The 18760-nt window shown below is 60.6% G+C and carries 15 protein-coding genes; 2 read left to right on the forward strand and 13 right to left on the reverse strand.

Features of this window, described 5'->3' with window-relative positions; genetic code table 11:
- Positions 1-86: 86 nt before the first annotated feature.
- On the reverse strand, positions 87-1085 hold the full coding sequence (locus K7G82_RS14960) for a GDP-mannose 4,6-dehydratase (protein ID WP_222990721.1): 999 nt from the start codon (positions 1083-1085) through the stop codon (positions 87-89).
- Between the two features lie 219 nt (positions 1086-1304).
- Between K7G82_RS14960 and K7G82_RS14965 the strand changes: the two genes are divergently transcribed.
- The gene (locus K7G82_RS14965) at positions 1305-2504 is read left to right on the forward strand and encodes a sugar transferase (protein ID WP_222990722.1); all 1200 of its coding nucleotides are present in this window, start codon (positions 1305-1307) and stop codon (positions 2502-2504) included.
- Between the two features lie 84 nt (positions 2505-2588).
- On the opposite strand, the gene K7G82_RS14970 is transcribed toward K7G82_RS14965, so the two are convergent.
- From K7G82_RS14970 to K7G82_RS14995, 6 genes are all read right to left on the reverse strand, one after another.
- The gene (locus tag K7G82_RS14970; protein ID WP_222990723.1) at positions 2589-3761 is read right to left on the reverse strand and encodes a glycosyltransferase; all 1173 of its coding nucleotides are present in this window, start codon (positions 3759-3761) and stop codon (positions 2589-2591) included.
- Positions 3762-3766: 5 nt separating this feature from the next.
- Complete coding sequence (locus K7G82_RS14975) at positions 3767-4837, reverse strand: ATP-grasp domain-containing protein (RefSeq protein WP_222990724.1); 1071 nt, start codon at positions 4835-4837, stop codon at positions 3767-3769.
- A gap of 36 nt (positions 4838-4873) precedes the next feature.
- Positions 4874-6157 carry an oligosaccharide flippase family protein gene (locus K7G82_RS14980; RefSeq protein WP_222990725.1) on the reverse strand — a complete coding sequence of 428 codons (1284 nt, stop codon included), beginning with the start codon at positions 6155-6157 and terminating at the stop codon, positions 4874-4876.
- Positions 6158-6215: 58 nt separating this feature from the next.
- Positions 6216-7271: a glycosyltransferase family 4 protein gene (locus K7G82_RS14985; RefSeq protein WP_222990726.1), complete on the reverse strand. Its 1056-nt coding sequence runs from the start codon at positions 7269-7271 to the stop codon at positions 6216-6218.
- A gap of 177 nt (positions 7272-7448) precedes the next feature.
- Entirely contained in the window at positions 7449-8600 is a 1152-nt protein-coding gene (locus K7G82_RS14990) for an acyltransferase family protein (protein ID WP_222990727.1), read from the reverse strand.
- 147 nt (positions 8601-8747) lie between these two features.
- Entirely contained in the window at positions 8748-9890 is a 1143-nt protein-coding gene (locus tag K7G82_RS14995; protein WP_222990728.1) for an EpsG family protein, read from the reverse strand.
- A 152-nt stretch (positions 9891-10042) separates the two neighbouring features.
- On the opposite strand from K7G82_RS14995, the gene K7G82_RS15000 reads away from it, so the two are divergent.
- Positions 10043-11170 carry a glycosyltransferase family 4 protein gene (locus K7G82_RS15000; RefSeq protein ID WP_246623588.1) on the forward strand — a complete coding sequence of 376 codons (1128 nt, stop codon included), beginning with the start codon at positions 10043-10045 and terminating at the stop codon, positions 11168-11170.
- 71 nt (positions 11171-11241) lie between these two features.
- Here the strand turns inward: K7G82_RS15000 and K7G82_RS15005 are convergent, their stop codons facing one another.
- The 6 genes from K7G82_RS15005 to K7G82_RS15030 all read right to left on the reverse strand — a co-directional run bounded on the left by K7G82_RS15005 (position 11242) and on the right by K7G82_RS15030 (position 18623).
- The gene (locus tag K7G82_RS15005) at positions 11242-12594 is read right to left on the reverse strand and encodes an O-antigen ligase family protein (RefSeq protein ID WP_222990730.1); all 1353 of its coding nucleotides are present in this window, start codon (positions 12592-12594) and stop codon (positions 11242-11244) included.
- A complete protein-coding gene (locus K7G82_RS15010; RefSeq protein WP_222990731.1) occupies positions 12591-13793 on the reverse strand; it encodes a hypothetical protein in 1203 nt (400 codons plus the stop codon). Before K7G82_RS15010 ends, K7G82_RS15005 begins: the two co-directional genes overlap by 4 nt.
- Before the next feature lie 28 nt (positions 13794-13821).
- Positions 13822-16053, reverse strand: a complete 2232-nt coding sequence (locus K7G82_RS15015) for a GumC family protein (RefSeq protein WP_222990732.1) — start codon at positions 16051-16053, stop codon at positions 13822-13824.
- A gap of 31 nt (positions 16054-16084) precedes the next feature.
- The gene (locus K7G82_RS15020; protein WP_222990733.1) at positions 16085-16804 is read right to left on the reverse strand and encodes a polysaccharide biosynthesis/export family protein; all 720 of its coding nucleotides are present in this window, start codon (positions 16802-16804) and stop codon (positions 16085-16087) included.
- A 99-nt stretch (positions 16805-16903) separates the two neighbouring features.
- Complete coding sequence (locus K7G82_RS15025; protein WP_343228584.1) at positions 16904-17719, reverse strand: metallophosphoesterase family protein; 816 nt, start codon at positions 17717-17719, stop codon at positions 16904-16906.
- A 118-nt stretch (positions 17720-17837) separates the two neighbouring features.
- Positions 17838-18623: a J domain-containing protein gene (locus K7G82_RS15030; protein WP_222990734.1), complete on the reverse strand. Its 786-nt coding sequence runs from the start codon at positions 18621-18623 to the stop codon at positions 17838-17840.
- Positions 18624-18760: the final 137 nt, after the last annotated feature.

The following is an 18760-nucleotide window of genomic DNA, read 5'->3' on the forward strand; positions in this document are numbered from 1 at the left end:
GCGGGCCCCCCTCTGGCCCGGGGGGGGCGGTGCGTTAGCCGGGGGCCCGCCGAGCTGCGCTCGTCGAGACCCGGAACCGAAGCCGGTCAGACGCCGTGATAGTCGCGATACCAGCCGACAAAGGCCGGAACGCCGACATCGATCGGCGTGGTGGGGGCGAAACCCAGATCGCGCTGAATCGCGGTGATGTCGGCATAAGTGTCCCGGACATCGCCGGGCTGCATCGGCATCAGCCTTTTCTCCGCCTTACGGCCGCACGCGTCCTCGATCAGCGAGATCATCCGGTTCAGCTCCTCGCTGCGGTGATTGCCGATATTGTAGACGCGATGCGGGCTACGGCTGCCGCCGGCCTTTTCCAGGCCATCATCCTGCGGCGGATTGTCGGTCACCGCGACCACGCCACTCACGATATCGTCGACATAGGTGAAATCGCGGCGCATATTGCCTTCGCCGAAGACGTTGATGGGTTCGCCCGCCAGGATCGCCTTGGTGAAGAGCCACATCGCCATGTCCGGCCGTCCCCAGGGGCCATAGACGGTGAAGAAGCGCAGGCCGGTCAGCGGCAGCCGATAGAGATGCGCATAGGTCTCGCTCATCAGCTCGTCCGCCTTCTTGGTCGCGGCGTAGAGCGAAAGCGGGTGATCCACCCGGTCTTCCACGCGGAACGGCAGCGTATCGTTGCCGCCATAAACCGAAGACGAGGAAGCGTAAGCCATGTGCTCGACGCCGCGATGGCGGGCGAGTTCCAGCATGTTGAGATGGCCGACCAGATTGGCCTGCACATAGGCGTGCGGATTTTCGATCGAATAGCGGACCCCGGCTTGCGCGCCCAGATGAACGATCCGCTGAAAATCGATCCCACCGAGCTTTTCGAGCAGTGCCGGATAATCGGCGAAATCGGCTTCGACGAAGGTGAAACGATAGCCGAAATCGCTGGTCAGCGTCGCGAGGCGATCACGCTTCAGGGTGACGCTGTAATAGTCGTTCAGATTGTCGATCCCGACGACGGTATCGCCCCGCGACATCAGCCTGCGCGCCAGATGCGAACCGATGAAACCGGCAACGCCGGTAATAAGAATGACCATTTACGCTACACTCCCGGACCATGTTGGGGCGCCGCTCGCGTAGCAGCATAGGCTGAACGCTCACAAGGCTCTGTTCGCCGAATTTTCCTAATCGGCGGATAACACTCCGTAACATTTTCCGCTTAGACGAGCCCCATGCTGATGCGCACCCAGAAGCCGACCGGGTTCAGAAATTCGTTATGGCTCCGTAACCGATTTCAGATCGGCGCGGGCCTTATCGTGGCCATTCTGGTCCCCTGGCTTCTGCGCATCGAGTTCGCCGAACATGAACTCGAACAATATGGCCTGCAGGCGTCCATGATCGCCACGGCCCTGGCCTTCCTGACAGGCACCTATATCCTGAAGAAGCTGGCCCGCTACCCCGGGGTGAGATCCTCCTATTACATCCTGCCGTCCTTCGCGACGACTTACGCTGTGGCGCTATCGGCCTTTTTCTTCGTGCGCTTCGATTATAGCCGGCTGCATTTTCTTATCAGCTTCCTGCTGACCATCGCCTGGTTCTATATCGTTTATTTCAAGACCCAGCGCGAGGCGCGCCTTGCGCTTGGCGTGGTGCCCTATGGCAATTTCGAACGCATCCTGACGATTCCGGAGGTCGACTGGACAATCCTGAACGAACGCGAATCACCGGTCGATACATTGGACGGGATCGTCGTCGATCTTCGCGCCGAGCTTCCCGACGAATGGGAGCGCTACATTTCCGACCGGGCGATCGACGGCATGCTGGTCATGCACGTCAAGCAGATCGAGGAATCGCTGACCGGACGCGTCGATATCAGCCACCTGTCGGAGAATAATCTGGGCTCGCTCATTCCCGGCCTGCTGTACGGCAAGGTGAAGCGGATCGTGGACGTCGTCGTCTCGATCGCGCTGCTGCCGGTGCTGATCCCGGCGCTGGGCGTGGTCGCGATGCTGATCCGCATGGATTCGCCCGGCCCCGTGATCTTCCGCCAGACGCGCATGGGATATCGCGGCCGCCCCTTCACCATGTGGAAATTCCGCACGATGACCGATCGCACCGTCGCGCCCGGCGATGGCCGCCAGGACGCCATCACCCGGGACGGCGACGCGCGCGTGACGAGGATCGGCCGTTTCCTGCGCCAGTATCGGGTCGATGAATTGCCGCAGGTGGTGAACATCCTGCGCGGGGAGATGAGCTGGATCGGCCCACGCCCCGAAGCCATGCCCTTGTCGAAATGGTATGAGACCGAACTGCCCTTCTACCGCTACCGCCATATCGTCCGCCCGGGGATCAGCGGCTGGGCACAGGTCCGCCAGGGCCATGTCGCCGAAGTCGACGAGGTGCTGTGGAAGCTCCAGTACGACTTCTACTACATCAAGAACTTCTCGTTCTGGCTGGATTGCCTGATCGTCGCCGGCACGTTGCGCACGGTCTGGAGCGGCTTCGGCGCGCGCTGAGGCGCCATGGTGGACGGACGGGCGCCGTCGTCGCCCGCTCTCGATTCATACGCTCCGGCCGCGACCGGCCGGAGCGCATAAACCTCACACAACCGAACGGACGGCCGCCTCGAACAGGGGGAGCTGGTTTTCCACGGAATAGGGCTGGATCGTCCGGTTGCCTTCGGCCGCCAGCGCGCGGGCGTGCGCGCGATCCTGGTGGATCGCGATCAATGCCTCCGCCGCCGCTTCGGCATCGTCCTGCGGAACCAGCAGCGCATTCCCTTCATGGAGATATTGGAGGTAATAGCGATTGCCCCAGGCGAGCATCAACCGGCCGGCGGCAAGCTGTTCCATCAGCGCATTGGACGTGCCGCCGCCGCCCGAATCCGCAGAGGATCGCGTGAAGGCCACGCAGACGTCCATGGTCCTGAGCTTCTCGGGAATGTCTGTATTCTCGATACGCCCGTAGAATTTCACGATGCCGCGATCGGCCATTTCGACGACCTGGGGCTCGTGATTGCCGAACCCCCAGACATGGAATTCGAAATGCGATCCATAGGGGCCTTCGGCGATGCGCTCGGCCATCGACAGGAATTCCAGGCTCCCCTTCGCATCCGACAGCCGCCCGATATAGGCAACGCGGATCGGCCCCTCGAAACTGGGTGGCGGCATTTCCCAGCGCTCCAGTTCCACGCCGTTCTTGATGACCTGCACGGGCAGATCGTATCGCGCATAATGTTCGGCGATATCGTCGCCATTGGCGAGCAGCAGATCACTGCCGCCAAGCAGCCGCGCGGTGAAACGGCGTACGGGCGGATGCAGGAAACCGGGCAGTTTCTTGCTCTTTTCGTCCCAGAAGATCGAGCGCAGCCAGACGATCCTCGGCGCATTCTTCAGCTTCGGCGCGGCGAGCTGCATCAGCATCTCCATCACCCCCATCGCGATGCTGACATCGGGCGCCTTCACGTCCGGCCGCGCATAAAAGGCCCTGACGCGCGGCAGCATCGAATAGAAGAGCGGCCGGCGCGTCGGCCCGGCCACATGGCGGACAAGCTCGAACCGGTCGCTGCTTTCCGCGAAAGCCTTGGCGATGATCGGCCGGCTGTCGTCCTTCCCGTCCGAGGCGAGCATATGCAGGCGCAGATGGATGTTGGGATTGCGCTTCAGCCAGCGCGGCAGGACGGTATAGCACCAGGTTTCACGACCGCCCTCGGATCGCCCGAGATTGCTGAGGATCAGCAGGTCGACACGCAATATCGACGAGTCCGTTTTCATCGCAGTCAAAGCTCCTGGCGCTGTTCCTGGGCGGACCGATGCTGGGCTCGCCCAGCAACCTCATCGCGAAGCTGCTCTATCATCCATCCATAGGGTTCAATTTCACCTTCGGTCCACGTCAGATCCCTGCGCCAGTATCCCGGACATTTGAAATAGCCTTGAGGAGTAAAGCCATGGCAGATTTCTAGAACCACCGGATCGCCACCCTTTCTTTCAACGAAATCAAACGCCACGCACTGCGCGCCCAGTCGTTCCGCGAGATCAAAGGCCAACGTAATATATTTATGATCGATCAGATCAGGATCATGAAAAATCAAACCGCTGGCAGAAGCCCTGAAATCATTATCCCTATTCTTTCTTGTAATTCCAAACGCTCTCTCACCAATAACGATAATTCTTACATCACCGTCATTTCCATCGATAAATTCCTGAGCAAGAAAATACCCCCTCTCTTTTCCAGCATCACGAATATGCTTTGGAAGAACAATCAATCTATAAACTGCCGCAACAATCCTCTTTATTCCAACCTGCCCTTTGAAGAACTGATCAATTCTCCATTTCAATATATAAAAGCGCCGATAAGTCCAAAATCCTGATCCAAATGACTTTTTAATAAAACTATTCACCTCATACCTTGAATTCAACAACTTTACATTCTGAGATCCGGCACCAGTGCTTAGCTTCCATACGACTGGCAAATCCGCACTTCGCCCCCACTCCAATGCAGCCCCTTCATCGAAGAACACATGCGTTCGCGGCGCCGGCGCCCCAGTCGCCTGAAAATACAACGCCTGAGAAAGCTTGTTGTTGAATGACCAAGATGTCTTGAAATTTGGAAAAACGGCGTAGCCAGCACATTCAAGGGCATAGAGAATATGAGGCGCAAACCTATCAACAGAATCGTAATGCCAAAATACCGCATCACAATCGTCAATAAGCTTCCCCAGCTCATCCGAGTTAAAATCAACAATTACACAATCAATATCATTTGATACGCAATAATTATGAGCAAATTTATGAAACAATGATGGGCCATTAGAAATAGCCACCTTGAAATTTTTCTCGATAGCCTGCATAGTTCCGATATTTCCAATATAATGATTGATTAAAAACTAATCTATATTTAAATCTTGATGCGAAATTATCAATGATGATTGATCATTGTCGTATTTCCTGATCGCAATCATCAATATGACCACATAAAAAATGGCACCTGACAGCAATAGAATGCCATAGATCTGCACAAAAACATTTAATTCCAGATTCCGCCAAAGTGATGGGGAGAATGCCATGCCCAGCGAGACAATCTGGTAAACATTCCATGCAGTGATCAGGCGCGGCCGGCGCAAAGACAGCGCGGTGTACCCGACTCCGGAGACAAGCATTTTCGCTATCAAGTTAGGAATCAAAGCCACGCCTATGGGAACCACGCCCACCCAGTTGGCCGACAAGAAAATTTCCACAAATGGCTTCAGCAAGACGGCGACACCGATAGCCATCAAAGTGACCAAACCGGCCGCCATCAACAGGGACCGGAGGAATATCGGCTGCAGGGGAGCTTTGTCCCGAACACCTTGGGATAGCTGCTGAAAAAAGACCGATGATAAGGCCCCACCCATCGCCTCGACGGGAGCGAAGATCAATCTGGTCGCCACGACGAAGACGCCTGCTCCAGCGGGGCCGAACAACGCCGTGATGATAATGAGCTGTAGCGACGTGGTCGACGTCGAGATGAGCGCATTCAGACAATCGATCGCGATAAGCGAAGCGTTTTTCCGAGCCGTTCGCACCCCCAGAAGAAGCGATCTAACATGATTCTTAGCAGGCAGCGTCGATAGTGGCATCAGCATCGCGGTCGCCAGCAGTGACCCGAGGATAAAGCCTGTCAGCAGCCCCCAATAATTCCCGACAAGAAAACCCAGAAGGACCTGGATGGCGACCGCTGCCGATACCCGCAACAGTTGGGACCATGCGACCCGCTTGTAGCGACCATGTTTTACCTGATATTGCCGCCCCACCGCGGAAAGCCCGTTAAGAAGCGCCGTCAACGCCAGCGCCACCGCAAGCAGAGCAGCTCGACCGCCACTAGCGTCAATGCCGATCAGACCTCCCGATATCGCAAAATAGCCGATCACCCCACATATGCCGGATGCACCGAAGCCGATGGCCAGCGACAACCACAGAAGATGACGTTCGGCGGGGCGCCCCTCGATCTGGATGATGGTGTCGAGCCGCGCGCAGACGACCATGCCCATCACAACGGCGATCGATGTGATCAACCCGAAAACACCGAATTCCCGGGGCAAATAGAGATGGGTCAGCACCGGGTAGGCCAGCAGGGTCACCGCCTGGGCGACAACGTTCGAACCGGCCAGCATGAACACATTGCGGATCATGATGCTATCCACGCCCCGCCAGATGGCCGATCCGGACCGTGGACCAATGGCTCACCAGTCACTTTGCTTGATCCCTATACAGCGCGGATGCGCCCGCGCAGACATCATCGGCATAGAGCGGCGCGGACTGCCAATAGGCATAAGCGCCACGAGACAGATCAAGGAAAGCGGCCTGATCGGCAAGCAGTGCGACGATTTCATCGACGGCCAGGTCAAGCCTGGCTCGATCGACCCGCACCCCGGTTCGCCTCGGTTGCACATAATGCGCCATCTGTCCGACTTCGGTCGTGATCGGAACAAGACCGAGTTGCATCGCCTCCACCACCGACATGCCCATTCCCTCATGCCTGCTGAGTTGCAGAAAGAATGAATGACGCGCCGCAACATCAGCGATGCGGCCGCGCGCCACCGGCCCTGGGAATGCGACCCGATCAGCGACGCCCAGTTCGGCGGCAAGATCAACCAATCTCGCCTTGTCTCCATCATCGGGTCCCCAAGCTTCAAAGCGGGCATCGACACCGGAAGAGTTCAGCCGCGCGATCAAACGGATTGAATCATCGATCCCCTTGATCGGGTTCAAACGCCCCCAACTGACAAATCTGGCGGCCAATGCTCGCTGGTCAGGGGGTTCGCGCCGGCTGGTCACGAAGGAGATGATATGCGTTGACGCACGGGCGGGAATATCACGCCGCTCATCAAGCGTGGCTTGAGAATCGCACCAGACCTGATCGGCAAATCGGCTTGCGAGCCACGAACAGATGGCATCGGGCACATGCCGCACCTTCGCGCTGTGAATGAAATAGGCGATCCGCGTTTTCGGACGCGCCAGCTTCAACGCCAGCGCAAGCGGAACGCTGCGCCAGAGCGAGAAGATGACGACATCGGGCCGCTCACCACGGAGCCGCTTCCACGCCCGCCAGAATGCCGCGATGCCATGGCCATTTGACGGCGCGATCCGATCGGTTCGCGTCGCAAGGGTTTCTCCCGCGATGAAATGCAGGCGAAACTCGCATGCGAGCCGATCGCTTTCCGCCATCGAACGCGCGGCCGTCTCGACTCCGCCCAGATTGTCGGCGGGAACGATGTGCGCGATGCGCGGGGACGCCGAACTCATCTCACCTCCAGCCACGGGCGGAACGGCTTCGGATCGCATCGCCCATCCCCTTCGGCCGACGGCGATGATGCGACAGCCCTGCCCTTCCCACCTCTTCGACGCCCATCGACAACGCCCGACGGCCTATCGCCGCCATCGGCCATCCCCATCCATGTCATCCAGCGCATATGGGGCGACCTAGCTCGTCGCCTCGACATTCACCCGCTGCCGCTGGCGAATTCGATCAAGCACGGCGATACATGGCCGCTCGCTGCACCACCACAGAATCCAGCAAAAGCCTATTGTCGGCGGCAGGGCCAGCAGCCACCCCCAATAGCTGGTCAGCATGGCGCCATCCCATCCGGCAACCTGCAACAAAGCGAGAAAAAGACCAAGTATCGCAACATGATAGATGTATATCGAATAGCTGAAATATCCAAAATTCAACTTCGATTCACCAAACCCATTCGGCAAGTTTCTGATCAATATAACCGTCGCAATGGAGAATATGATATTGCCAATCAAATTCGTCTCGCCATAAATCTTCTTTATCAACAGCGCAGACAAAAATGACAAAGTCATTATTGATATCAACTTAACTCCGCCTACGATCGGTATTTTTTCAAAGAATCTATAAGCCATGGCCCCAACGGCGAAAAGAAAAATCTCCTGAAGAAAGAAATTTTCCCAAAATCCTGCCGGATTGAACTTCAATCCAAAAAATATCATCGACAGCATCATTCCAAAGCACGATGCTATAAATACGAATATAACTAATCTTTGAGACGACAATATAAATGGATCCATTGCATAAAATGCAATCTCGTACGGCAACGACCAAAATTGTGGTGTTAGAGAAGTCTTGACGTCCAGATAAAATGCTATCCGCAAAACGTTGCCGACTTCGCACAATTTTTCAGCGCACCCCTGCCCAAACTTGTACTGTGTTCCAAGCTTCGTCACGACCACGCAAACGACAACGGCAAAGGCGAGCGCCGCGAGATAGGCCGGCCATACCCTGATCATGCGCTTCAGATAGAAGCCTGCCCGACTTCTGGTGTGGCTGACGCTGTGCGCCATCGCGAAGCCGCTCAGCACGAAGAACAGCACGACGAATTCGGTGCCCAGCGCCGTCGCCTGGAGCAACGCTATCGCTATCTTGTCGAGAAGCGTCGCGTCACCGCCGGCCAGGATCGCTTCCCCACCGACGAACAGGTTTCCGCGCGCATGATTGATCACCACATAGATCGCGGCAATTCCGCGCAGGAAATCGATGCTTGCCGTGGGAATGCCGACGGTCTTCCGCTCTCGGCTATCGCTCACAGTTCGATCCTGCCCGGCAGACGCCATCCTGAGAGCTCCATTTCAAAACCCGATCGAGCATCCAGGATGCATGGCGCCCCGATAGCCGATCAAAAATGAAGGCCCAGCGAACCCGGCAAACGAATGAGATCATATGTGCCGACGATACGACGTGCGGAGTTTCCGAAATATGTATCAGCGACCGATATAAAGCTTGTAGGGAACCCACGCCTCGGTGTGGCCCGCGAAATTGAGCCAGGTGAACAGGATCGCGGCCGAATAGGCGATAACCGCCAGCACAATCTGCCCGTTCTCGCGGCCATTGGAACCCAGAGCCCTGGGCAGCGAGGCGAGAACGAAAAGTTGCAGCGGGATCAGGTAAAGCGCCAGGCGATCGACCAGGGTCGATCCGCCAAGAAGCATCAGAGCAGGTATGCAGGCAAGCGCGGTGATCGACATGTTGCGCCACAATTTGCGTTCTGCCTCCGCCAGCTCGAAGCGGCGCTGATTGAGCAGGAATATGACTGCGGGAATCGCATTCATGGCGACCCGGATGGCCGCTCCATCGGAATCATACTCTGTCTCGATATAGCCATAGACCAGTCGATCCACGGCGCTGTCGATGAAGAGATAATAGAGCATCGCCGCCATGACGCCCAATGCCAGCACCGTGGGAATGCGGCTTCGCGTGCTCGCCAGCGCCACCAGCGGCAAAACGAAGACAGCGGTCTTGTGAAAGGAAACGGCGGCGATCGTGCAGATCGCGAATTTCACCAGATGGCCCCGCGTAAACATCGCTAGCGCGAGCATCACCAGGCCGATGGCGACGCCCTGGCGCGAATAGCCCATGGCGACGACGATAACGAGATAAGGCACCGCGACCACCATGCCGAGCCATGGTCTGGGCAAAGTGCGGACAAAGGCGATCAACCCAACGGCGAAGATCGCGCCGCAGACCAGATTGACCTCTCTTATGCTGAATCCCAGCCTGCTGGAGATCCAGTTTATCACATAGTAGCCGGGATCCCCTTGGCCCAATACCTGCGTCAACGACAAGAAAGTGACGCGCTTGTAATGCGCCATGTAATTCGGCCAGTCCGCGCCAATCTGAAAACGCAGGCCGATCATCAAGGCGATGAATACACCACCCAGCACAAGCGCCTGGTTGGGCACCGCGCTTCCGCGCCGCCTGCGCCCGCCTTCGAGCGCGAAGATCGCGCACAGGGAAAACAGCAACCAATAGACGATCATATGGCGTCGTTCCCCGCACGTCAGGCCTCGACGCGTCGCAGCCCTTCCTTCACTTGGCAAGGGCCCATAGCGCCGATCGTTACGCATATCCTTAACCGGCGGATCCTATTGCGCCGAAGCGTCCCGTGAACGGGGCGGAACCGGCTGGTCCCCAATGGCGGCGCCATTATGGATGATCGGGACGATGCCGGGATTCCGCTGGATTCAGGTGCGTGAGGCAGAGTTTCGGGAGTAGCCAGTTGAAGATCGCAATCTCGATCAACACGAGTTGGAACGTGGTGAATTTTCGCGCCGGGCTGGTGCGGGCGCTGGTCGCGCAAGGGCACGAGGTCATCGCGCTCACCCCGACCGATGCCCATTCGGCGCGCATCGCGGATCTTGGCGCCCGCTTCATACCGCTCGAAATGGACGGCCGCAGCCGATCTCCCCTCCACGATATCGGTCTGGCGCTTCGATATCGGGCCGCGTTCCGGCGCGAGCGCCCGGACGTGTATCTCGGCTTCACGATCAAACCCAATCTCTATGGCTCGATGGCGGCGCACAGCCTGGGCATTCCCGTCGTCAACAACATCACCGGGCTGGGCAAGATGTTCGTCGGCAAGGGCTGGCTCAACCGTGTCGTCATCGGCCTCTACCGCGTGGCGCTCAGCCGATCGCGAACGGTGTTCTTCCAGAATCGCGACGATCTGGCGCTCTTCGCCGCGCACAAGCTGGTCGCCGACGAGGTGATCCGCCTCCTGCCCGGATCGGGTGTCGACCTGCAGCGTTTCAAGCCCGCGCCGCGCGACGAAGCCGGCGCCGCCCGCCCCTTCACCTTCCTGCTCATCGCCCGGCTGCTCTGGGCCAAGGGCATCGCCCAATATATCGAGGCCGCGCGGCAGATCCTCCAGTCGCATCCCGATACGCGCTTCAGGATCGTCGGCATGATCGATGAATTCGGCGCGGACGGCGTGCCGCGAAGCGCCCTCGATCAATGGCAGGCGGAAGGCGTGATCGACTATCTCGGCCCCGCCGACGACGTACGCCCGCACATCGCCGATGCGGACTGCCTTGTGCTGCCGACCTATTATCCGGAAGGAACGCCACGCACGTTGCTGGAAGGCGCGGCGATGGGAAAGCCGCTGCTGACCACCGATGTGCCGGGCTGCCGCGATATCGTCGAAGACCGCGTGACCGGCCGGCTGTGTGCACCGCGCGACGTGGCGGCGCTTCATGCCGCCATGTCCGATCTGCGCAATCTGAGCCCGGCAGCGCTGGCGGAGATGGGCATCGCCGCGCGCAACAAGGCCGAACGCGACTTCGACGAGCAGATCGTGGTCCGGCGTTATCTCGACGCGATCGACGACGCGGTCCGCAACAGGCGCTGAACGCATCCGGCGCGTCCGTGATGCGCTGCCGGTACCGGATCCCGACACGTTCGATTCATCGGGATCCGATATCAGCCCGCGGATAAGTGGCGTGCGGCGCGGCTGCTTTTGCGTTCGGGAACGCTTCCCAGCGCCATCAACGCGACGCACAATCCGAACAGCGCCGAAATCGCGGCGGTGCGCAACGGATAATCGACAATACTGTGCGCAAGGATCTCCCCCGAAGCGACCGTCGCCGCGCGCGCGAAGTGGAGCGGATCGGGCGATCGCCAGATCGCGATGGTCTGGCCGGTCCACCACAGCAGGAACAGCAGGATCAGGGCCAGGCCGGGCACGCCGAGTTCGAGGGCCAGTTCGATATAATCATTGTGAACATGGTTCATATAGGTCTGCGTGACCTGTGACGGATTCTCGTGCGTCCGATAGATTTCGACGAAGCTGCCCAGGCCGGAACCGAACGGCAGATGTTCGGCGGTGGCGATCAGGCCGGTCCTGAACGACCCATAGCGGGAATCGACCTGTCCGGCCTCGTCCCCCGTCAGATTGTTGAACGGGCTGCTGAACACCAGCGCGGTCGCCGCGATGCCGAGAATGGCAAGCACGCCCGCATGCCAGACGCGCGGCCGCAACCGCAGCGCGATGAACACGCTCGCCGCGAGCACCGGTATCCCCAGGCCGAAACCGGCAAGCGACCCATTGGTGAATATGCCGATGGCGACAAGCACGCCGGCACCCGCCAGCAGCGCGGTCAATCCCTGCGCCCGCTTGGTGTTGGATCCATGCCTGCTCCGTACGGCCGCCAGCAGCGCCGCCAGGAACGGCATGGCCATCAACAACAGGCTCGCCATGTGATTGACGTTGGCGAAAAAGCCGGTGGCCGATCCGAAATTGGTGATTTCGTAGAAATACCAGGGCGATGTGCGCGGATAGCCGCTGGATTTCTGCAGCGCCCCCACCGCGATCGCAGCGACGGTCACCGCCAGCATCGCGGCCGCCATCCAGCTCGCGCGCACCGACCGCAGACGAAGCGCCGCCAGCATTATCGCGAAGGCCGGGAGCATCCAGAGGATCGAGCCCAAGGTGCCATGCGGAGCGAGCGAGATCGGCAGCCACGGCAGGGGCTGCCCAAGCATTGCGAACCCCTCGGCGATGTCGCCCCGCCCGGGAATATTCGTCCAGATCGCCGGCGGCAACGGGACGAGTTGCACCGCGACCAGCCCGATCGCCGCGCAACAGATCGCCAGCAGTCTGCGAGCCGCCAGCGGTGCTGCGGTCTCGCTGCGAACCGCCAGGGCGACGCAGATCAGCGGCAGCGCCAGCAACTGGAGCAAGGCATTGCCCCAAATACCGCGCACGCTTCCGCCCAGCAGCAGGCAAAGCGCAAGGTAAAGCGGCACGATCGAAAGGCGAAGGATCCGCATCATTGCGCGCCCTCCCGCTTGAGCCCAAGCCCGCGGATCTTCGCATGGCTCGCGCCGCCGCTGTCGCGCGGCGTGCCGCGCAACGCCAGTATCTGCGCGGCGCAATCGTCAGGCACGTCGAAGACTATCGGAGCGGTCACTTCGCGTCCGCCCGTACCCGGCACGGGCAACGCGCCAAGGACAATACGGCTCCGCGCGCAGCTTATGCGCCACTCCAGCCCCGTGTCCGCATCGGCCTCCTCAGTCGAAAAGCGCGCGGAGAAGCGATACCGCCCAGGCTCCAGAACGATCAACTGGCGCGCAAGCTCCGCCGGCTGACGGCCGAAATATTCGATCGCAAGGCCTTCGCCCTTTGTCAGCTCGGCCACGCCCGCGCCGCCATCCGCCAGGATCCAGTTGAATGGCGGCGGCGCCACGCGACGTTCGAAATCGGGATCGAAGATGCCATCGACCGCCGGAATTCCCGTGAAACGCCGCCACAGCCGATGCGCTTCGGCAACCTGCCCCCTGACGATAAGACTGTTGAGAAATGCGCCTTGCCATGACGGCGGACGGCCCTTCGGTCCGGTGCGGCGAATGGGATCGGCAAGCGCCAATATCACCGAGGGGTCGGTGCGCGCCTTCACAAGCTCGAGAAGCAAGGCGTCGTGCATCGCCGGATTCAGACGCAATGTGCGATGCAGCGAGGCCTGCATCTCGGGCATCACCGCCAGCTTCGCAAGTTGCGGCGCCAGCGGACCGACAAGTGCCGGCGCAAGGCGCGCAAGATCCATCAGTTCGCGAAAGCCCCGTTCGTAACGGCCCATCCCGATCAGGTTCTGATAGAGAAGCAGCCGGGTCAGCTGCGACCGGGGATCGCGCCGCAACGCCTCGGCGAACAAACGATCGGCCACCGGCGCACGCCCTGCCGCCATCGCCGCCGCGCCATCGAACAGGAAGGGCTCGGCCGCAAGCGGGCTCTTGCGCAAGGCATCATGGCCGCGCCTGACGATTTCGGGCGTCGCGACCGGCTGACCGCCGCCATCGGCGACGAATTCGGACGAGGCGATCGCGAGATCGACCTGCGGGCTGCCCGGCGCGAACCGCTCGACCAGCACGGCGACGCCCTGATCGACGCTGTTGACCATCGCCGTCCGCACGACAAGCCAGGCACATCCCAGGGCAAGCACCCCCATCAGGATCAGCCGCCCCACCGATGTCATCACTCTTCCCACCGTCAGACGAAATACCTTAATCGTCGCCTTGCTGCTCGATCAGCTTGATCTCCAGCTCGCGCTTGTCGATGCTACCGCCATATTTGTACGGCTCATAGCTGTAACCATAGCCATAGCCATAGCCATGCGACTGGCGCTTGAACTTGGTGAGAACGGCACCCAGGATCTGGCTGCCGGAGGATTGCAGGCGATTGATCGAATCCACAGCCACCTTGGTCCGGGTACGGCTGCTCTCGACCACCATCAATGTGCCCTGGCATACCGCCCCCAGCAGCGGCGCATCGGCGAGGCCCAGCACCGGGGGGCCATCCACGATGACCATGTCGAAGCGGCCAAGCGCCTCGGTCAACAGCGCGGTGAAGCGGCCGGTCGCCAGCAACTCCGCCGGATTGGGCGGCAACGGCCCGCACGGGATCAGCCACAGATTCTCGAAATAGGTCTTGAAGGTCTGGCTGTTGAGCGGCTCGTGATTGGTCAGCAGCTTCGAAAGGCCGCGATCCTCCGCCTTCACCTTGAAGGTCGGTTTACGGAGATCGGCGTCGATCAACAGCACCCGCCGGCCGAGCCGCGCGAAATTCTGCGCCATGGCGAGCGCGGTGCTCGATTTGCCTTCCGCCGCGCGGCAGCTCGTGATCAACAGCGATTTCGGCGCACCATTGTCGGTGGTGAACTGCAGCGACGTCCGGAGCGAGAAATAGGCTTCGGAGATATGCGAGGTCTGGTCCTCAAGCTCCTCGGCAAGCGATTTCTGCCCGGTCATCTTCGGAATCACGCCGAGCGAGGCGAGCTTGAGCTTGTCGCGCACATCGTCCGGCGTCGTGATCGTGTCGTTGATGAATTCGATGACGAAGGCGCCGCCGATCCCGACCAGCAACCCCAGGCCGAGACCGATCGCCAGGTTGAACGGCAGATTGGGCGAGAAAGGCGATGCCGGGATTTCGGCGCGATCGACGATCGAGACCAGATTGGTGCCGACGCCGCCGGCAACACCGATCTCCTTGTAGCGCTGCAGCAGCGCGTCATAGAGTGAACGGTTCGTATCCACCTCGCGCTGCAGGATATTATATTCGATGCTGCGCCCGCGCAGGTTGATCACCGATCCCTTGAGTTCGGCGACCCGCCCCTGCAGCGTGCGTTCGGCCGCGGCGGCGGCCTGATATTCGGCGCGCAGCGTGTTGGATCGGCCGCTCGCCGTCTGCGCGGCCTCTGACCGGATCTGGCGGTCGAGCTCGTTGATCCGCGACCGCAGGCTGATCATGTCCGGATAGTCCGGCTTCATCGTCGTCAGCTTTTCGCGATATTCGGCCTCCAGCGCCACGCGCTGCTGGCGGATCGCCTGGGTGCTCTGATTGACTTCGGCGGTCATGCCGACGGCAGCGGTCTGGCGATAGGCCTGCTCGGCCGCGATCCGCTTGGTCTGCGCCTCCGCCAGCGCCTGGTTCAGCGCGACCAGCGATGCGCCCTGCAGCGAATTGACGTCGCCGCTGACCTGATCCTTCTGCTGGTTGACCGTGTTGATGATGCCCTGCGCCTGCGCGTATTCGACAAGCTGCCGCTCGGATTTCTCCAGTTCGCCCTTTACCTTGCCGATCTGCTGCTGGAGGAAATTGCGCGCATAGGAGGATGCATCATAGCGCCGCTCCAGATTGGTCGCGATGAAGCTGTCCGCGAAACTGTTCGCGATCTTCGCGGCAAGCGCGGGCGATGTCGCGGAATAGCTGATCTTGATCAGCTGGCCGGACGGGGCGGGCTGCACCGAAAAACCATCGCTCAGCTTGTTCACCGCGATCTTCGCGCGCTGCTCGCGATCACCGGTGGCCGGCACGAACTCCGCATTGGATGCCAGGTTCAGATCCTGCGCAACGCGCTGGGCAAGGCTGCGGCTCTGCAGCAGGCCGACCTGCGTGGCCAGATAGTCGCCGCTTTTCATCCCCTGTGCCTGTCCCTTGGAATCCTCCAGGATCTCCACGGTCGGCGGATTGATCTCGATTGTCGCCGTGCCGCGATACAACGGCGTGGTGAACAAGGTCAGCAACACCGCGCCAACCAGGCCGACCGCGACCGCGCCGACGATCAGCCAGCGCCATTCCATGATGATGCGCAGGATCGCGGCGAGGTTGATGTCGCCGCCATCCGAATTGCCGTAGCTGCGCTGGCCCGGATCGATCGGCAGCGCAACCGCACCGCCCGAACGACGGACGATCTGGCGGACGCGATAATCCGATCGATCGATATCCTGGTTGGTCATATCAGGCGAAAACCCCTTTGGTCCGACCGGATCAGATCGGCAGGAAAGCGAAGAACGGGACGGACTGCATCAACTGCTTCTGCGCGGCCTTGATCGCCGATCCGTCGACGACGATGATGTCGCCGGCATAGACCGCCGGGTCCTCCATCTCGCCCTTGCGGATGCTCGTCAGGTCGAACGCGGCGGCCGAGCGCTTGCCCTTGATCTGGCGGAAGATCGCGACGCGCTTGGGATTGGCGTTCTCGTCGGCGCCGCGCGCCATCGCCACCGCCTGCATCAGCGTCATCGGCCCGTCGACCTGGAAGATTCCCGGCTGGCGCACCGATCCGTCGACGGTCACGTTGCGGCGGGTGGAGGATTTGATGCCGACGCTCACATCGGGCGACTGCAGATATTTCTCGCCGTATTTCTCGGTCAGGACGGCATCGAGCTCGGCGGTCGTCATGTCGACGGCCTTGACCTCGCCCAGCAGCGGCAGGGAAATCCGCCCGGTCAGATCGACCTGATATTCGCCCGACAGATCGGCCATCTTGAAGACCGTGATCTTCAGCGTATCCATCGGCGCGATCTTGTAGCCGTCCTCCAGCGCGAAGGTGACCGGTTCGTCGGGCTTGCCGAAATCCTGGACATCATAGGGAATCGGCCCGCCGCGCGTTCCCGCGCAACCGGCCAGCAGCATCAGCAGCCCTGCAAGCAGGGCGAAACCGGTCGCAAAACGAACGACCGATCGATCAGCTTTGAGCAGTTCCATTACGCGATCATCCTTCGGCACATCGGGCTTGCCGGATCCAAACGACCCGGAGGGGGGAACGGATCCGTAACGTCAGCTACCGGATCATTTTTTCCGACTTTACGCTCCGGCCGTTAACGAAACCTGCTCCAGACCCGCAAAAAGGCCTGTTTTATTGGTTTTCAGATACCATCGTTGATCATCCTCCACTGCCAGGGCGGTCAGATTGCCGGTGCGATAGGCCCCCGTGTCGATACCGATCCGGTTGGGCTGCTCGTCGACATGTTCGACCACGGTATGACCGTGAATGACGACAAAACCGTGATCGGTCCGGTCGCTGAGGAAGGGCTCGCGAATCCAGTGGAGATCCGCCGGCGTCTGCTCACCCAGCGATACGCCCGGCCGGATGCCGGCATGAACGCACAGATAGTCGCCGAAACGGAAGGTATCGCCGAAGCTTCTGAGGAACGCACGGTGTCCACGCGGGATCTTCGCGCGCATGCGATCGATCGCCGCCATCGGATCGATCTGCGCCAGCGTGTCGGGATCAAGCCCATAGCTCGCGACACAGGTGTCGCCGCCGAATTTCAGCCAGTCGGCCAGGATCTCGCCCTCGCCTTCCAGGATGCGCAGCAACGCTTCCTCGTGATTGCCGCGCAGGAAGATCGGGAACAGGCCCAGCGGCGCATAGGTGCGCAGGCGCTCGACCACGCCAGCCGAATCCGGGCCGCGATCGATCAGGTCGCCAAGGAAGACCAGGAAGGTCTTTTTTGGCGTCCTGTTAACCATGTCCCGCATGATCTGGTCGAGCAGCTCGTCCAGCAGATCGAGTCGCCCATGGACGTCGCCGATCGCATAAAGCCGACAGCCCGCCTTGCCCGAGCGTACGCGCCGCGCATTTCCCCGCCGCAACAAACTCGACCAGAGATCCGACACCGCAGATCCTTTTTTACTCAATGAACCGTTGATCATACTCATTGACCGCAAACCGTTTTCAATCTGTGAACCGGTCGATCAAAAAAGGCGATGACGTTTTGTGCGACGCAGCGACGATTCAGAGCATTTGCGCGACGAACAGCGCCGTGAGCGGGGCGAACGCCCCGCAGAGCAGGTGCTGGAGCGTCTGGATCAGCCGGGGCGACCATGGATCCGGCCCGTCCGTGGCGGGTGGTTCGTGCCTCGGCAAGCTCGCGATGATCAGGCTCGCCTCCAGCGACAGGCTCTGGCGCGACGTCTTGATGAGGTGCCCCAGCTCCGCCGTCACCTTGCCTTCGCCGTCATGGCGATAGGCGAGAAGGTTATGATAGATCAGGCGGAGGCTCCGCTCGAAATCGACCTCGCCGCCGCGCGCGTTGCGCAGGATCGCCTTGGGCACGCGGAACGGCCCCTGCACGCTCCACCAGCCCAGCAGCCCGGTGATCAGGCTTGCGCGCAACGCTTCCTTGCGCGCGCAATCGGGGCAGAAATTGCCGGCGTCATAGCGCCGCCAGCTATAGACCAGCGCCGACACGATGATGGGAAAGCGGATATGCCGGGGCTGCAGCGCCAGATCGCCGCAGCGATCGCAGCGCAACGGCGCCAGCGCGACCTGGCCGGTGTCCAGCTCGCGCTGTTCCGGCGCATGCCAGTCCGCATCGTCGGCATCGGCCACGGTGAGCGCGCGATAGGCTTCGGTGACGCGCTGAAACCGGGCATGCGCGCGCGGCGCGGGATTGACGTCCGGATGCCATTTCTTGATCAGCCGGACATAGGCCGCGCGGATCATCTCGGGCGAAGCGTCGCTCTTCAGGCCCAGAACACGATGATGATCGCGATCGGACGCGCGCGCTTCAGGGGTCATTGGCAAGCCATGGCATCGGCGATCGGTTCGGGGGGTTAACCGACATCCTTATCCGCGCAGCAACGACGTTGCGCGCGCATGCGGACCCGACCGGACGATATTCCGCATGGCGACCACTCCCGCACCCGATTCCGCGA

The sequence above is a fragment of the Sphingomonas colocasiae genome, assembly GCF_019880585.1.
GTDB classification, from domain to species: domain Bacteria; phylum Pseudomonadota; class Alphaproteobacteria; order Sphingomonadales; family Sphingomonadaceae; genus Sphingobium_A; species Sphingobium_A colocasiae.

Bases quoted from the DNA above. Each gene is read 5' to 3' on its own strand.
- K7G82_RS14960 (WP_222990721.1), bottom strand. From the start codon at position 1,085: ATGGTCATTCTTATTACCGGCGTTGCCGGTTTCATCGGTTCGCATCTG.
- K7G82_RS14970 (WP_222990723.1), bottom strand. From the start codon at position 3,761: ATGAAAACGGACTCGTCGATATTGCGTGTCGACCTGCTGATCCTCAGC.
- K7G82_RS14975 (WP_222990724.1), bottom strand. From the start codon at position 4,837: ATGCAGGCTATCGAGAAAAATTTCAAGGTGGCTATTTCTAATGGCCCA.
- K7G82_RS14980 (WP_222990725.1), bottom strand. From the start codon at position 6,157: ATGATCCGCAATGTGTTCATGCTGGCCGGTTCGAACGTTGTCGCCCAG.
- K7G82_RS14985 (WP_222990726.1), bottom strand. From the start codon at position 7,271: ATGAGTTCGGCGTCCCCGCGCATCGCGCACATCGTTCCCGCCGACAAT.
- K7G82_RS14990 (WP_222990727.1), bottom strand. From the start codon at position 8,600: ATGGCGTCTGCCGGGCAGGATCGAACTGTGAGCGATAGCCGAGAGCGG.
- K7G82_RS14995 (WP_222990728.1), bottom strand. From the start codon at position 9,890: ATGCGTAACGATCGGCGCTATGGGCCCTTGCCAAGTGAAGGAAGGGCT.
- K7G82_RS15005 (WP_222990730.1), bottom strand. From the start codon at position 12,594: ATGATGCGGATCCTTCGCCTTTCGATCGTGCCGCTTTACCTTGCGCTT.
- K7G82_RS15010 (WP_222990731.1), bottom strand. From the start codon at position 13,793: ATGACATCGGTGGGGCGGCTGATCCTGATGGGGGTGCTTGCCCTGGGA.
- K7G82_RS15015 (WP_222990732.1), bottom strand. From the start codon at position 16,053: ATGACCAACCAGGATATCGATCGATCGGATTATCGCGTCCGCCAGATC.
- K7G82_RS15020 (WP_222990733.1), bottom strand. From the start codon at position 16,804: ATGGAACTGCTCAAAGCTGATCGATCGGTCGTTCGTTTTGCGACCGGT.
- K7G82_RS15030 (WP_222990734.1), bottom strand. From the start codon at position 18,623: ATGACCCCTGAAGCGCGCGCGTCCGATCGCGATCATCATCGTGTTCTG.